Source organism: Chryseobacterium turcicum (assembly GCF_021010565.1).
GTDB lineage: Bacteria > Bacteroidota > Bacteroidia > Flavobacteriales > Weeksellaceae > Chryseobacterium > Chryseobacterium turcicum.
The window spans coordinates 2053936-2070930 of record NZ_JAJNAY010000001.1 but is presented as its reverse complement, the minus strand read 5'-3'; the positions used below and the strand labels follow the sequence as shown (position 1 = coordinate 2070930).

The 16995-nt window shown below is 33.8% G+C and carries 13 protein-coding genes; 2 read left to right on the top strand and 11 right to left on the bottom strand.

Annotation, left to right across the window (positions count from 1 at the left end; all coding sequences use genetic code 11):
* Positions 1-141 precede the first annotated feature (141 nt).
* Together LO744_RS09370 and gyrA are read right to left on the bottom strand one after the other, a co-directional pair.
* On the bottom strand, positions 142-1194 hold the full coding sequence (locus LO744_RS09370) for a tetratricopeptide repeat protein (protein WP_230668832.1): 1053 nt from the start codon (positions 1192-1194) through the stop codon (positions 142-144).
* A gap of 27 nt (positions 1195-1221) precedes the next feature.
* Positions 1222-3822, bottom strand: a complete 2601-nt coding sequence (gyrA, locus tag LO744_RS09365; protein ID WP_230668830.1) for a DNA gyrase subunit A — start codon at positions 3820-3822, stop codon at positions 1222-1224.
* A 149-nt stretch (positions 3823-3971) separates the two neighbouring features.
* On the opposite strand from gyrA, the gene LO744_RS09360 reads away from it, so the two are divergent.
* Complete coding sequence (locus tag LO744_RS09360) at positions 3972-4286, top strand: DUF4286 family protein (RefSeq protein ID WP_230668828.1); 315 nt, start codon at positions 3972-3974, stop codon at positions 4284-4286.
* Positions 4287-4342: 56 nt separating this feature from the next.
* Here the strand turns inward: LO744_RS09360 and LO744_RS09355 are convergent, their stop codons facing one another.
* The 9 genes from LO744_RS09355 to LO744_RS09315 form a co-directional block, all read right to left on the bottom strand.
* A complete protein-coding gene (locus LO744_RS09355; protein WP_230668826.1) occupies positions 4343-4627 on the bottom strand; it encodes a hypothetical protein in 285 nt (94 codons plus the stop codon).
* 103 nt (positions 4628-4730) lie between these two features.
* Positions 4731-5225: a GNAT family N-acetyltransferase gene (locus tag LO744_RS09350; RefSeq protein ID WP_230668824.1), complete on the bottom strand. Its 495-nt coding sequence runs from the start codon at positions 5223-5225 to the stop codon at positions 4731-4733.
* A gap of 3 nt (positions 5226-5228) precedes the next feature.
* Complete coding sequence (locus LO744_RS09345) at positions 5229-5741, bottom strand: DUF421 domain-containing protein (protein WP_230668822.1); 513 nt, start codon at positions 5739-5741, stop codon at positions 5229-5231.
* A 99-nt stretch (positions 5742-5840) separates the two neighbouring features.
* Entirely contained in the window at positions 5841-6245 is a 405-nt protein-coding gene (locus tag LO744_RS09340; RefSeq protein WP_230668820.1) for a hypothetical protein, read from the bottom strand.
* Positions 6246-6519: 274 nt separating this feature from the next.
* The gene (uvrA, locus tag LO744_RS09335; RefSeq protein WP_230668818.1) at positions 6520-9348 is read right to left on the bottom strand and encodes an excinuclease ABC subunit UvrA; all 2829 of its coding nucleotides are present in this window, start codon (positions 9346-9348) and stop codon (positions 6520-6522) included.
* Between the two features lie 355 nt (positions 9349-9703).
* Positions 9704-10630 carry a DUF3829 domain-containing protein gene (locus tag LO744_RS09330; RefSeq protein ID WP_230668816.1) on the bottom strand — a complete coding sequence of 309 codons (927 nt, stop codon included), beginning with the start codon at positions 10628-10630 and terminating at the stop codon, positions 9704-9706.
* A gap of 21 nt (positions 10631-10651) precedes the next feature.
* Positions 10652-12529, bottom strand: a complete 1878-nt coding sequence (locus LO744_RS09325) for a type VI secretion system baseplate subunit TssF (RefSeq protein ID WP_230668814.1) — start codon at positions 12527-12529, stop codon at positions 10652-10654.
* A 24-nt stretch (positions 12530-12553) separates the two neighbouring features.
* Positions 12554-12994: a GPW/gp25 family protein gene (locus tag LO744_RS09320; RefSeq protein ID WP_230668812.1), complete on the bottom strand. Its 441-nt coding sequence runs from the start codon at positions 12992-12994 to the stop codon at positions 12554-12556.
* Positions 12995-14910: 1916 nt separating this feature from the next.
* On the bottom strand, positions 14911-16323 hold the full coding sequence (locus LO744_RS09315; protein ID WP_230668810.1) for an APC family permease: 1413 nt from the start codon (positions 16321-16323) through the stop codon (positions 14911-14913).
* Between the two features lie 142 nt (positions 16324-16465).
* On the opposite strand from LO744_RS09315, the gene LO744_RS09310 reads away from it, so the two are divergent.
* Positions 16466-16978, top strand: a complete 513-nt coding sequence (locus tag LO744_RS09310) for a DUF4920 domain-containing protein (protein WP_230668808.1) — start codon at positions 16466-16468, stop codon at positions 16976-16978.
* The last annotated feature ends 17 nt before the right edge of the window (positions 16979-16995 follow it).

Below are 16995 nucleotides of genomic sequence, written 5' to 3'. Positions count from 1 at the left end.
AACATTCGTGAATTCGTGGCAATTTTACCTTTTTACTTTTAAATAATGAAATTTCAACAAACTATTAATTATTTAAAGCAAAAAAAACGTCTCAAAAGTGAGACGTTTTTCCTTATTATAGAATTGAAAATCTTTAAAAAACTACTTCGCTTTAGCCTGAAGCTCAGCTTCTTTAGCTTTTAATTCAGTAACTTTTGCCTGATTTTTCAACATTCCGTAGATATCTTTCAAAGTTCCAACGGCATCGATATTGTTAGGACTTGCCTGATACCATTTTTCAGCATGAGGCAATGCTTTGGCAAATCTTTCTTTTCTTGCTTCAATTAACGTTGTTGCCTTATCTGGATCTGATTTTCTTATTGCGTTAATTTCTTTTACAGCCTTATCATCATCACCAATAGCAGTATACACTAAGTTTTGATAAGCATTGTCTTTCAATTTAACATCATTTACAGCCAGCTCAATTGCTTTATTAAATGAATTAATGGCATCAGCTTCTGTAGCAGGATTTTTTGACTGTAAAACTCCTAAATTATACCAATTAGTAGCATCATTAGGATTTTTTGCTAACTGCTCTTTTAGGTTTGTCATAAACTGATCAGTCTTACCTGTCGCATATAAAGCAGAACCATGATATTCTTTTAGTTTAGCATTATTAGGATATTTTGCTAATCCTTTTTCTATAATCGCTAAAGCTTCATCATTTTTCTTTGCATTTAAAAGCAATGTAGACAAAGTTTCATATAAATCTGGCTCAACACTTTTAGATTGCTCAGTTTTGAAATCAGAATAATCTTTGGCAGATTTACTTTTCAATAAATCCCAAGTCGCTTTATCATATCCCGATACTTGTCCTGTTTTATTTTCTTTGGCTGTGTAAGTTGTCTGTACGCCAGTATACCCAGAGTTGATTAAATCAGTATAAATTTTAATAGACTCTTCTAAGTTATTTGCTAATGCATAGCTCAAACCAGCATAATACTTATAAGTTTTATCTTCTTGACCGTTTGTTTTTAACAAATCATAAAGTTCTATGAACTTAGGTCCAGCAACTGTATAATTTTTCGCATTATATGCATCCATCGCTACTTTATTAGTAGCTTGCAATTGAGCATTTAAATCTTTTTTATCATCTTTCTGCCCAAAAGCAAAAACTGAAGAAACGATTGCTATACCTAAAATTAGCTTTTTCATAAATATGAATTTTAATTATATTTTATATTATTCTTCAGATTCTGAATTTTCAGTTTCGTCAACTGGGTTTTCATTTTCTGCATTATTTTCTGTTTGTGGTGAAGCGTTTTCTTCAGTTGAAATATTTTCAGCAGACTCTTGAGATTCTTCACCTTCAAGGCCTTCTTCTTCTACATCTCTATCCATTTCAACTTTTGCGATGGCTGCAATCTCGTCATTCTTTTTAAGATTAATCATTTTTACACCCTGAGTATTTCTACCCATCACACGCATTTCATCCATATTCATTCTGATGGCAACACCCGATTTATTGATAATCATCAATCCATCTTCATCTGTAACATTCTGAATTGCAATAAGATTACCTGTTTTCTCAGTGATATTAAGAGTAATAACTCCTTTTCCACCTCTGTTGGTAATTCTATAGTCTTCTACTGCTGTTCTCTTACCATACCCTTTCTCAGATACCACAAGAACCGTTTCGCGCTCTACATCGTTTACAACAATCATACCAATAACCTCATCATTTTCCTCCATCGTAATACCACGTACACCGATAGACCCTCTTCCTACTTCTCTTACTTTCTCTTCAGGGAAACGAATACATTTACCGTTTTTCGTAGCAATCATAATCTGAGATTCCCCATTGGTAAGATAAGCACTTAGCAATTGATCGTTCTCTCTGATTTCGATAGCGTTGATACCATTTACTCTTGGTCTTGAGTAAGCTTCTAAAGAGGTCTTTTTGATTGTACCATTTTTAGTAATCATTACCACGCTCATTTGGTTGATGTAATCTACATCTTTCAAATCATTGGTTCTGATATATGCTTTAATCTTATCATCCGGCTCAATGTTGATTAAGTTTTGTACCGCTCTTCCTTTTGCAGTTTTAGAACCTTCAGGAATTTCAAATACTCTTAACCAATAACACTTCCCTTTTTCTGTAAAGAACAACATATACTGGTGATTAGTCGCAGAAACGATATACTCTAAGAAATCTGAATCTCTCGTTGTCGCCGCTTTATTTCCAACACCCCCTCTACTTTGAATTTTGTATTCTGAAAGCAACGTTCTCTTCACGTATCCTGCGTGAGAAATAGTAAGAACCACAGCTTCATTCGGAATAATATCTTCAATAGACATTTCACCTCCAGAATAATCAATTTCTGTTCTTCTTTCGTCGCCGTATTTTTCTTTTATTTCAGCTAATTCTTCCTTAATAATTTGGAATCTTCTTGGTTCATTAGCCAAAATATCTTCTAAATTATTAATCTCTTTCATAATGGCATCATACTCGTCACGAATCTTATCAAGCTCCATCCCTGTAAGACGAGCCAAACGTAGATCAAGAATTGCCTGCGCCTGAGTATCTGATAAATCAAACTCCTGAATAATTCCTTCTTTTGCAGCTTGCGGATTGGCGCTGTGACGAATAATTGCAATCGCTTTATCTAGAGAACTCTGAGAACCAATCACCTTCATGAAACCTTCAAGAATGTGGGCTCTTTCTTTAGCTTTTTTAAGCTCGTATTGAGTTCTTCTTACAATCACCACATGTCTGTGCTCAACAAAATGGTGAATAATGTCTTTTAAGTTCAACTGCTCTGGTCTTCCGTGTACCAAAGCGATATTGTTTACACTGAAAGACGTTTGTAGTGAAGTATACTTATATAATAAATTCAGAACAACATTAGGAATTGCGTCATTTTTTAATTCATAAACAATACGCATCCCGTTTCTGTCTGACTCATCTCTGATTTCGTAGATACCAACGATTTTATCATCTTTTACCAACTCAGCAGTTCTGGCAATCATCTCTGCTTTGTTTACCTGGTAAGGAATCTCAGTAACAATAATTGCGTTTCTGTTATGAACTTCTTCAAAACTTACTTTTGCTCTTAGAACGACTCTTCCTCTTCCTGTATGGAAAGCATCTCTTACCCCATCATATCCGTAAATAATTCCGCCGGTAGGAAAATCTGGAGCAATAATGTGCTGCATCAATTCATCGATGGTAATTTCTTTGTTATCAATATACGCATTGATTGCATCTACCGCTTCAGAAAGATTATGAGGCGCCATATTAGTTGCCATACCTACTGCGATACCAGAAGTACCATTAACCAAAAGATTTGGAATTTTTGTAGGCATTACAGTGGGCTCCGTTAAACTATCATCAAAGTTATTTTGAAAGTCTACCGTTTCTTTATCAAGGTCTGATAAGATATCGTCTGAAATTTTCTTTAATCTTGCTTCAGTGTAACGCATTGCAGCAGGAGGATCCCCATCCATTGAACCAAAGTTACCCTGCCCGTCTACTTGTGGATAACGCAAACTCCAAGTTTGAGCCATTCTTACCATAGCATCGTAAACAGAAGAGTCACCATGTGGGTGATATTTACCTAAAACATCCCCTACAATTCTCGCCGATTTTAAATGTTTTCTATTTGAAAATACATTCAAACCATACATACCATAAAGTACTCTTCTATGAACAGGTTTCAAGCCATCTCTTACATCCGGTAAAGCTCTTGAAACAATAACGGACATCGAATAATCAATGTAAGATGATTTCATTTCATCAACAATGTTGATAGGAATTAATCTTTCTCCTTCTTTTTGCATATATAAGTTTTATTGTAATGATAATCAGACTTTTAAAAATGGGTCTGAAAACTATTTATTTTGAATAATTAATAACGTGCTAAGTTACAAAATTTTTACCGATTTTTGCCTGAGAAATTAAGCAAAATGTCTTAAAAAATATTAAAAATATGAGTGTATTAAGTATAACTTTTCATTGCATAAATAGTAGCATCGATGAGTGGGAAATCTATGTGAATGAAACTTTAATTTTAATGGCTGAAAACCTTCTAGATGTTGATAAATACATCTTATCTGAAGTTCACAGCGATTTTATTGAAGAAGGAAAAAACTATAATCTTCTTTTGATTTTTGATGATGAAGAAAAGAGAACAGACTTTATGGAAAGTGAATTATTAAACATCTCCGAAAGAATAGAGACGAAATTCGGGCAAGATGTGATGATTTTCAACACTTCATTAAATCCTAAGAAAAAGAGGTTTTAAACAAACCTCATCCCAAACAAAACAGGCTGCCTCATTGTAGAGACAGCCTGTTTTGTTTATAAATTTACAATAACAACCGGTCTGTTATGATACACTCGCGGATGTCTGTTTCTTTCATGAGAATAATGATGCGGTCTTGCCGGCTTATAATAATGTTTCTTATAATGTCTTGGAGCTTTATGATAATATACTACTTTTTTATATTTCGGCTTGTGATGACCATGATGATGATGTTTTTTGTGGTGACCGTGACCATGCCCTCTCTGAAGAGGTGCAGCCTGATAAAACACGATTGAAAAAACAATTAAAAACAGTCCAATTACTTTAGTTAGCATTTTCATAATAATCAATTTCAAATTAGTAAACCAAAATTACAATACTGATGCCAATAATTGATTACAACTACGTTTTCCTTAATTTTTAAGAAAAATTTATCATCTCAGACTAAAAAATATTCGGACTTCTTCTTTCGAGCATAATTAAATCTTTCCATTCCCCATGAAGCTGACCAATTTTATCTCTTTTACCTACGATTCTGAAGCCATTTTTCTGGTGAAATTTTATAGAGGCTTCGTTTTCAGGAAAAATATTCGACTGTAAAGTCCAAAATCCGTGGTTCTCGCTGTCGAGAATTAGCTTTTTTAAAAGAATCGAACCTAAACCTTTCCCAACATAATTAGTGTCAAAATAAATACTCACTTCGGCAACCCCTTTAAAACAATCTCTTTTACTTACAGGTTTTAAAGCACACCAGCCAATAACTTCGTTGTTTTCATTTTCCAAAACCCATCGGCAATCATTGAAAAAACTAGAATTCCAGGCTTCTAGGCTTGGTAATTCGGTGTCGAAGGTTGCGATTCCTCCATCAATTCCCTGCTGAAAAATTTCTAAAACCTTAGTTTCGTCATGCGGAAGCATTTCTCTTATCTCGTAGTTCATTTTTTAATGGTATTTTCTTTTATTTTTTCTTTTAATTCTGGAGTAATGAGTTTGCTGGTCATCTTTATCTTCAGAAATCACACTAATGTTTCCGTCAACTTCCAAAATAGCAAGTCGCACATTTTCCATCACTTCTACTCCATGTTCTCGGATGGCTTCATTCAGTTCATCAAAAGTAATTTTTACTTTTCTTAAAGAAACCTGATCTACTTTTCCATCTTTCACCAAAATCACAGGATCCGCTTCCATAAAGCTTGCAAAGCCAGGATTCGAAAACATCAATCTCTTTAATGTAAAATTAGCCGCAAATAAAACGAGTGCCGCTACAATACCACCTTCCAAGGAAGTATTTTCTCCAACCATTGCATTTTGTACAGCATTTGAAATGAGCAACAGCAAAACGACATCTCCTGCATTCAATTGTGAAAGCTGATTTTTCCCAAATAAACGGATTGCGATTATCATAAAAAGATAAACACAGAGTGAACGAATGACGACATCTAGAATTGGATTCAAAGTGTAGAAAATTTAAATCAAATGTATACAATTAGCGGAAATAAAAAAACTGCTTTTTCAAGCAGTTTAAAGAAAATTATATCGTTTGTTTCTATTGAATTATCTGTTGTTGATGTCTACTCTCACAGGCATTACAAAAGATGAAGCCAGCATATTTTCATTCATTTTGTTGGCATCTAATTTATATTGAAGGTGAGAAAGTACATTTTCTATTTCTTTGCTTACATTTTTGCAATCTCCTTTTGAACGAATATTTACAATCTTACCGTTTTCTGCAATATCAAACTTCACTTCAGAGTTTACCACGCCTTGCTTATAATCCTGATTGGTAAAATCGAAATTAGCCATCAATAAATTTCTGATTTCGCTGAAAGCATCATTTTTATTTAACTGAACTTCCTGAATTGTATTATCTGAAGTTGTCTGAGCTTTTACATTACCTACGATTGCTGTTAATCCTAAAACGAAAAGAGAAGCAACGAATATTTGAATTTTATTTTTCATATGTATTTGATTTTAAATTATATATTAAACTTGTTTTAAATTCTAAATCAAAGATATAAAAAAATATTCATACAAATTTCACATTAAGTTAACATTAAGTTAACATTGAAACATAAAATACTGATTTTCAATTACTTAAATAATAAAAATAATTGAATTATTAACATTGGAATTAAAATTTAAGTATCAAAAAAGCCAAATCTCATGATTTGGCTTTAATTATTACGAAACCTAACAGGTTTTTAAAATCTGTTAGGTTTAATTATTAAAATAACTACATCTCCTTCTTCAAATACTTCCCTGTCAAGCTCTTCTTAGATTTAATAATATCCTCCGGAGTTCCTTTGGCAATAATCTCACCGCCATATTTTCCACCTTCTGGTCCAACGTCGATAATATGGTCTGCCAATTTAATAACATCCATATTATGTTCAATGATAATGAATGAATTTCCTAGTTCGACTAATTTATTAATCGCATCCATCAAGATTTTCACGTCTTCAAAATGAAGCCCAGTTGTTGGTTCATCTAATATATATAACGTATTTCCGGTTTGTCTTTTTGCTAATTCGGTTGCTAATTTGATACGTTGCGCTTCACCTCCCGAAAGTGTGGTCGACTGCTGCCCCATTGTGATATATCCCAAACCAACATCCTGTAAAGTTTTTACTCTAGCAAAAATTTTAGGAATCGGCTGGAAAAATTCTACCGCTTCATCAATCGTCATGTCCAACACATCAGAAATTGATTTTCCTTTGTAACGAACTTCCAACGTTTCTCTGTTGAAGCGTTTTCCGTTGCAGGTTTCACAATGAACGTAAACATCCGGTAAAAAGTTCATTTCAATAACTTTCAAACCACCACCCTGGCAAGTTTCGCATCTTCCACCTTTTACGTTGAAAGAAAATCTTCCCGGTTTGTACCCACGGATTTTAGATTCAGGTAATTCTGAAAATAAATTTCTGATATCGGTAAACATTCCGGTGTAGGTTGCAGGATTTGAACGCGGAGTTCTTCCAATCGGAGTTTGGTCTACATCTACAATTTTATCAATATTATCAATACCTTCAATTTTTTTGTAAGGTAAAGGTTCTTGAACTGCTCTGTAGAAATGTTTATTTAGAATAGGATACAATGTTCCGTTAATCAAAGAAGACTTTCCGCTTCCTGAAATTCCGGTAACCACGACCAATTTCCCTAACGGAATATCAAGGGTTACATTTTTAAGGTTGTTTCCTGTTGCTCCTCTTAATACTATATTTTTACCGTTTCCTTCTCTTCTCACTTCCGGAATGGCGATTTTTCTTTTTCCGGTAATATAATCTGCAGTAATGGTATCTGCTTTTAGCAAATCTTTCGGTTTTCCCTGCCAAAGAATTTCGCCACCAAATTTTCCGGCTCTCGGACCAATGTCTAAAACCTCATCGGCCTCCATAATCATATCTTTGTCGTGCTCTACCACCAAAACAGAATTTCCGATGTCACGAAGATTTTTTAATGAATTAATCAATCTTTCGTTGTCTCTTTGGTGCAACCCGATACTTGGTTCATCTAAAATATAAAGTACATTGACCAATTGAGAACCAATTTGTGTTGCCAGACGAATTCTTTGAGATTCTCCACCTGAAAGTGTTTTTGAGCTTCTGCTCAAACTTAAATAATCTAAACCTACATCTAATAAAAACTGAAGTCTGGTTTCGATTTCCTTTAAAATTTCATGAGCGATGATTGCCTTTTTTTCTGAAAATTTATCTTTTACATCAGCCAACCATTCTTTTAAGTCTGATAAACTTAATCCATTAATTTCAGCAATATTTTTTCCATCGATTTTAAAACTCAAGCTTGAAGGTTGAAGACGTGCTCCATTACATTCAGGGCAAGTTTCTTCGGTTGTGAAATGTCTTTCCAACAAAATTGCTTCGTAAGATTCTCTTTCCTCAATCAATTCTTCCATAAAAGGAATCAAACCATCAAAATTGATTTTAATTTTTTTGGAAATTCCTGCGTATTTTAAATCTTTATTAAATTCTTTGTTACAACCGTTGTACATGTAATCTAATGCCTCTTCAGGAATATCTTTAAAAGGCGTTGCCAATCCTAAACCAAAAATTTCAAGAATACTTTTAATTTGAGCAAGTATATATTTATTAGATTTAATATCTTCCAATGGCAACAAACCACCTTGGTTGATTGATAATTTGTTATTTTCTACAAAATAATCGGTGTTGATTTTTTTAATCGTTCCTAAACCTTTACAGCTTGGGCAACTTCCTTTTGGTGAGTTAAAAGAAAATGTATTGGGTTCCGGCAAAGCCAATGAATGACCGGTTTCGGCATCCATTAAGTTTTTTGAAAAATATTCAATCTCGGTGCTTCCCAGTTTTTGAATACCAATTAAACCTTCACCCATTTCCATGGCTGTTCTGAGCGATTTTTCCATTCTGGCTTCAGAGGCTGATTCACCGATAATCCAACGGTCGATAACGATATCGATATCGTGGGTTTTGTAACGGTCTAGTTTTAAATCATACTCAATATCCTGCAATTCGCCATCGATTCTTGCCTGTCCGTATCCTTTTTTAGCCATTTGCACGAAAAGTTCGTGATAATGCCCTTTTCTGGAGCGCACCACCGGCGCCATCAACATTATTTTTTCATTTTTATAATTTTCTTTGATGGCATCAAGAATCTGGTCTTCGGTGTAGCTTACCAATCTTTTTCCTGTAGTCTGTGAATACGCATCAGAAACTCTCGCATATAAAAGACGCAGATAATCGTACAATTCTGTAACCGTACCTACCGTAGAACGTGGATTTTTGTTGGTTGTTTTCTGCTCAATAGCAATTACGGGAGAAAGTCCTTCAATTTTATCAACATCCGGACGCTCTAAACCTCCTAAAAACTGTCTCGCATAGGCAGAAAAAGTTTCGATATAACGACGCTGACCTTCTGCAAAAATAGTATCAAAAGCCAATGATGATTTTCCGCTTCCCGAAAGTCCGGTAATTACAACCAATTCGTTGCGCGGAATTTTTACATTAATATTTTTAAGGTTGTGTTCACGAGCTCCGTAAACTTCTATATATTCAGTTGATTTACTCATAATTTGGGGTGACTTTACCTGAAAATCACGATGTGCAAAATTACGGAATTTTATGGACTTTATAGTGTTAAAAAATGTTAGTTTAAAATCTGTAAAATTGAAAATATATTCTCTTTTAATTTAGATTTTATAAAATTATTTTATTGTTTATTGAAAATAGTTCTTTATGCTTAATAACGGCAAAGGCAGACAAAGTTTTTTAGAATAGCTGCTTTAAAATTAAGTTAAACAAAGGCATTTCATTTAAGAAAGAAAAACAAGATATATTACTAAAGCCTGTAATTGAAATTTATACTAAACAAAAAATACCGATGAAAAAATTCCATCGGTAATCTCAATTTATCTAAAATTAATTTTATTTTACAAATGAATTGTAAGAATTCAATACAGATTCGTAAGCAGAATCCATTTCATTGATATTACTATCTGGAATTTTTCCTGCAGATTTTGAATCTCTGATTAGTTTTCTGTATTTATCTAAGAAGTCTGATGCTTTATTATTCAGTGTTTCAAGCTGAGTTTTTTTGTAAGCGTATTGCTGTTCTTTTACATTGAAGACTTTTTTAGAATTGATTTCGACTATTTTTTCAAACTCGTCATATTTTTTCTGCGCCTCGGCTTCATTGAAGCTTCCCGCATATTGTTTATCTAAAACATCCATCACAGAATCCATTGAGCTCATCAAAGATTTAGACGAAACAATAAACTCTTTCATCGGATGATCTTTCAAAATGACTTCTTCTGCTGCATCGGTTGCTGGTTTTATTTTCGTTAAAATATTTTCTCCGGAAGTAAAAAATGCTTGCGCGTCGGCATCAATAGCTTTTTTCATCGCTTCAGCTTTTACGCCTTTGTCATCTTTATAATCTTCGGAAGTGATATATGATTTTAGTTGTTCAAACGTTTTTGCGATACTTTCTTTCTTTGCTTTATAAGTATTGAAATCTGCTTCTACAAGGGTTTTATCTTTTTCAAAACCAGACGGAACTTCTTTTATTTTACTCAGCGCAGAATCCATAGAGCTAATTACCACCGGCATGCTGTACACGGTTTCGCCTTTAGATTTTTTAACGGCTGCTTCGGCATACTTTACAATATTTTCAATATATCTAGAAGAGCTTTTGTAAGAATCTAAAAAGTCATTATTAAAATCAATTATTGCCTGCGATTCATTTTCTCCAGCTTTCAGAACGGCATTCCCTATTTTATCCATTCCTTTTTTACAACTTACACTTGCCGCACTCAACGACAAAGCCAGTGCAACCATCATTACTTTTTTCATATTTTATATTTTGGTATTTAATTAATTTTCAAAAAAATCGGTGTCTTCATTGCTTACTTTCACGATATACTCTATTCCATCGATTGCTTTTGCTACAATTTGGTTTCGCAGAATATTAGCCATGTTTTCCCAATACATTCTTCCGTAGAAAGAATAATTATTAGGTATGATTTCTATTTCTACTGTTCTTACAAAACCTTCTTTTGGTTTATTGCTAATCATGGTTCCGCGTTTTACACGAACATCTTTCAGTTCATCTTTTAAGACCATTCGGCAATAATTTTTTACATCTTCCAGAGAAATGATTTTATCTCTAGTCGTTAAGGCATATTTATAAGCCTGAATACTGTCTGAACCTTTCTGCTCTTCGGCACCACCGATTGTTTCTGTCAATAAAATCATCGATTGTGATTTTAACTGGTTTGAAAGTTCAGTTCCGGGACGCATATGATTGGCAAAAGTGCAATGCGTAATCCAAAATGAAGCATAAGTATGGTCAGTTTTTTCTACAGGCTCCATGATGACGTAGTTGAGTTCTTGTCTGATGTTTCTTTTGGCGTTGTTTACTTTCTGTACCATCGATTTCATCTTATCAGACATTTCGCCCAGCATTCCTTTTACATTATCTCGATTTAATAATGAAAATGCCGCAATCTCATCTCTTGTCAGTTCAAGAACATTAGAAATCATGTCTACAGCATTTCTGTTGTTGAAACGTTCCATTCCACCTTTTCTTACGGTGTATAACCCTTTTTTAAGATTATCTGAAGGCGTAAAAGGAATTTCGGTATATTTTCGTCCATCCCCATCCTGAACCTCATCTACATATAAGAAATGTTCAGCCTCTTCTGTAATCAATGGAATATTATTCCCCATGATATCTAAACTGTACTCTGTTTTTTTCCAACCACGATTGTATACAGGAAAAGCATTTAAAACAAAAGTAAAATTATCTAATATTTCTGCTGAAAATTGTGGCGGAAATTCAAAAGTAAGCCACAAATATTCTTTTCCATTCAGATATTTTTCAATTTCTTCTCTTCCTTTTAAAAATTCTAAATCCTGTGGAAGGTCTTTAGTGAAAAGTTCTCTTGAAAGACCGGTAACTTCAACAAATTTATGACTGTAGATGCTTTTAATATCATCCACAATTTTTGTTCGTATCGATTGCTCGTGAAATAACTGTTCGTACCCTTCTGCTTCATTATTTTTCACATAAGATATCCCTTCTTTGATGAACAGAGGATTTCCGTTGCTTGAAACCGTACAGTACGGTAAAAGCTTGTACACAAAATCAAGATGTTCAAAAGCTGGATTTGAACAGTAAAGACTTAATGTTTTCGGAAACCTTTCATTCGTAAATTTTGAAACATCAATTCCGATGGTTACTTTTCTGTAATCTTCGGGTCTTCCCTGGAATCTTGAGATTGGAATTTTATTTAGTCTTTCATCTACACTGTAACATGTATTCCCCACAAACATAATTGCGGTCTGCGCTTTGTTTGTTCTTACGCTTCCCACTGGTGTAAAAGGAATGTTCAGTTGTTTGTCTGATTCTGATTTTATAGTGGAATTCATATGCTTCCTGAAAAAAAATTCGGTATGTTCCAATAATATTTCTGAAGATTCATACGGTGCAGTGTACGCCAAAGCATGAGCCGGAATTGGATGTGTATAAATTGAAGGTGTTAATAGCTTTGCAAGTTTCTCTAAAATTCTTGCATTAACGGTTTGAATTTCATTATTCGCTTTAAAAACTTCGGTGCTAAATGCATCAATCAATAATTTCACAAAAGGGTCTAGTGACTGTGGGCTTTTTAGTCCCCAAACTTTTGTAGCATTCTGAAGCATTCTCGCTTTTACGGATTCTTTGGAATAAATATTCTGATTTAAATTCATAAAAATTTTATTACAAATACATATTTAGTCGATAGACATCGGGCTTAGAAAAAGCTCGGTAGAAAAACTGAAACGCTCGCCTGTAGCTTCCATTTTTGCATTGATTCCTATTTTTACTTTTTTCTTGATTTCCGTGTGCTCTTTGGTATCATAGTTATGCTCTACAAAATTTATGTGAGCATCAATCTGTGGCTGTACAATTCGGGGTTCGTATTGTAAAATTTGTCTTTTAAGACTTTTGATAAATACATTTTCCCAAACCGCTGATGTTACGCCGTTATCGAATTCCAGATTCCAAACATCGTTTCCGTAGTTGTCATCATATCTGTTTTCTCCTTTTTTTGTTGTGATTAAAAGCATAATGTTGTGAGCTATGCTCTCGCCCATGTCGCAGGTATCGATACTTCCACCTTCGGACATGAGTGTAGATGGTACAAAAGGCATTCTGTAATTTGGTGTGTCCATACGTGATATTTTGTTATTTCTCTTTGGTGTTATTTTAAACGAAATACCAAATTAATCATTTTTGAGAAATAATGCCTTATGGAATCTTAAAATTGTTGGAGAAAAATCTTTGATATTGAGTTTGTATTGTTTCTCAAAAACTGAATTAAGATTTTTTCTAATTAATTTGAGTTCGAAATAAGAAATTGAAGATTTTTTTATCACGCAAAGGTTTAAATTTTTAAACCTAATATTTTTAGGGAGCAAAGAATGGCGACAGAGTCGCTGATGAAGCTTGAATAAACTGAATGATTTATTAATTTGCCTTTGCTTCTCAAAATAAGAATTAAGATTTTTTCTAATTAACTTGAGTTCGAAATAAGAAATTGAGCATTTTTTTATCACGCAAAGTTTTTTATTTTTAAACCTAATATTTTAAGGAGCAAAGAATGGCGACAGAGTCGCTGATGAAGTTTGAATAAACTGAATGATTTATTAATTTGCCTTTGCTTCTCAAAATAAGAATTAAGATTTTTCTCTAATTAACTTAAGTTCGAAATAAGAAATTGAGCATTTTTTATCACGCAAAGGTTTTAATTTTTAAGCTTAATATTTTAAGGAGCAAAGAATGGCGACAGAGTCGCTGATGAAGCTTGAATAAAGTGAATGATTTATTGATTTGTATTTGCTCCTTAAAAACTAGATTTACGAAATTGTTGGAGAGATTTTTTGATACTGCGTTTGCTTTGCTTCTCAAAAACAGAATTAAGATTTTTCTATAATTAGCCTGAGTTAGAAATAATAAATTGAGCATTTTTTATCACGCAAAGATTTTAATTTTTAAGCTTAATATTTTAAGGAGCAAAGAATGGCGACAAAGTCGCTGATGAAGCTTGAATAAAGTGAATGATTTATTGATTTGTATTTGCTCCTTAAAAACGAAATTTACGAAATTGTTGGAGAGATTTTTTGATACTGCATTTGCTTTGTTTCTCAAAAACAGAATTAAGATTTTTTCTATAATTAGCCTGAGCTCGAAATAAGAAATTGAAGATTTTTTTATCACGCAAAGGTTTTAATTTTTAAGCTTAATATTTTAAGGAGCAAAGAATGGTGACAGAGTCGCTGATGAAGCTTGAATGAACTGAAGGATTTATTGATTTCTATTCGCTCCTTAAAAACTAAATTTACGAAATTGTTGGAGAGATTTTTTGATACTGCGTTTGCATTGTTTCTCAAAATCAGAATTAAGATTTTTTCTATAATTAGCCTGAGTTCGAAATAGGAAATTGAGCATTTTTTTTCACGCAAAGATTTTAATTTTTAAGCTTAATATTTTAAGGAGTAAAGAATGGCGACAGAGTCGCTGATGATGCTTGAGTAAACTGAATAATTTATAAAAAGTAATTTATTGATTTGTCTTGGCTTCTCAAAAACAGAATTAAGATTTTTTCTGTAAATAACTTGAGTTCGAAATAGGAAATTGAGCATTTTTTTATCACGCAAAGATTTTTATTTTTAAGCTTAATATTTTAAGGAGCAAAGAATGGCGACAGAGTCGCTGATGAAGCTTGAATAAAGTGAAGGATTTATTGATTTGTATTTGCTCCTTAAAAACTAGATTTACGAAAATCAAGCTTTGTGTCATAAAAAAACCGTGTCAAGATTTAAAACTTGACACGGTTTTTTTTATAAAAACTTCACTATTCAGATGAGGGCTGTTTCTTCAACTTGCTTGCTCCAATAATACAAGTGTTTTTAAGAGCTTTTATTCAATCTTAATTGTTTTTCCTAACTAGTAACTGAATTTATCAATAGCCCCGATTGAACGGTCTGTTTGAGCTCTTTTTGTTGATTTTTCGGTGAAGGCAAAACTGCTGCTGCAAAATCAACAAAAAAGCGAGTAGTGAAAGCGGGAAAAAGCTCCTAAAAAAATATTAATCTGTTTTTTTATTTTTATTGATGAGATAATAAACGGGAAGTCCGAGAAGAACAATCAAAAATCCTGGCCATGTGTATTGTTGTTTGTAAATTAATAGCAACACACAAAAGGCGGTTCCGATAAGCAGATAAATAATCGGGGTAACCGGATATAACCATGCCTTGTAAGGTCTTTCGAGATTGGGCTGTTTAATTCTTAAGTAAATTACTCCGAAAACGGTAATCATGTAAAACAATACAATGACAAATGAAATCATGTCTAAGAGATTTCCGTATTGTCCGCTCAAACAAAGAAGTGATGCCCAAATCCCCTGCATCCAAAGTGCATTTCCCGGAACCTGATTTTTATTATTGTCAACAGCAGATTTAAAGAACAATCCGTCTTTTGCCATGGTCTGGAAAACTCTTGACCCCGCTAAAATTAATCCGTTATTGCATCCGAAGGTAGAAACCATCACCAAGACCGCAATAATCACCGTTCCTGCACTTCCAAAAATATTCTGTGAAGCAGCAACTGCGACTCTATCATTTGTTGCAAACGCAATTGAATCTCTGTCTAGCGCATTGATGTAAACAAAATTGACCGCAATATACAAAAGCATTACCGCTGAAGTACCCAGAATCATAGCTTTTACAACATTCTTTTTCGGGTTTTCGATTTCACCTGAAACAAAAGTTACACTTTCCCAAGCTACCGAACTGAATACCGAGCCTACCATAGCAGCGGCAATTCCGCCCATTAAAGTCATTCCGGATATTGGCTCCCAACCCGACTGTAAAAAGACTCCTTTGGCATCTTGTTTCAAATTGTTAAAAGCATCTGTTCCTAAGCTAAAGTTTTCAGCCAAATGAGAAACGTCGACCAAGATGAATCCCAAAGCTATCAAACCCAGCAATGCCAAAATTTTAGACCCAGTAAAAACATTTTGAAGCATCTTTCCACTTTCTACCCCTCGTGTATTGATGTAGGTAAGCAGAATAATGACGGCGATTGCTAAAATCTGAATCCAGGTAATCTGAAATGTTCCGCTCTGAAATATCGGAGCTGCATTATTTAGTTCCGGAACAAGATAGGCTGTGAATTTCCCGAATGCCATAGCAACGGCAGCAATGGTTCCGGTCTGAATAACGGTAAACAATCCCCATCCGTAGAGAAAGCCCATTTTTTTACCAAAAATCTCTGTAAGGTAAGTATATTGCCCTCCCGCTTTTGGAAACAATGCCGACAGCTCGCCGTAGCTTATCGCTGCAGCAACCGTCATTATTCCGGTGATAACCCAGACGAGAATCATCCAGTATCCCGAGCCGAGATTTCTCATCATATCGGCGCTTACGATAAAGATTCCGCTTCCAATCATTGAGCCCATCACGAGCATAATGGCGTCCCAAAGTTTTAGTTTTTTCTGCATATTCAAATATTGCATTCAAATATAAATAAATCTGCAATTATTTCGCACTTTTGTTTTCAATTTATAAACGACCTGTTATTTATCAAGTTTATAATCATTCTACATTCAAATTTTATTGTTAATTTTGAAAAAAATATTAATAATGAAATTTAAGGGAATATTAGTTTTAGCAGCAGTAAGTATATCTACTTTAGCTTTTGCACAGGAGGGAAAGAAAAAAATGGGACCACCTGAAGGGAATGCGATTGTAGGAGACACCTATGGTTCGGCAGTAGCTTCTAATGTGGAGTCTAAAGCAATTACTGTAGAAAAATTAGGCAAAAAACTTAAGAAAGAAAATAAAAAAGTAGAAAACGTAGCTGTAAAAGGAAAAGTAATAGACGTTTGCGAGAAAAAAGGATGTTGGTTAACGATTCAAACTGAAGACAATTCTCAGTTTTTCGTAAAAATGAAAGATTATGCATTTTTCGTTCCTACTGCATTAAAAGGAAAAACAGTGGTACTAGACGGAACTGCTGAAAGAAAAGTAACTTCTATTGACGAACAGAAACATTACGCAGAAGATGCTAAAAAACCAAAAGCAGAAATTGATGCGATTACTCAGCCTAAAGAAGAAATTAGATTCGTAGCCAACGGAATTAAGGTGGTAAACTAAATCTACCTGAAATGCTT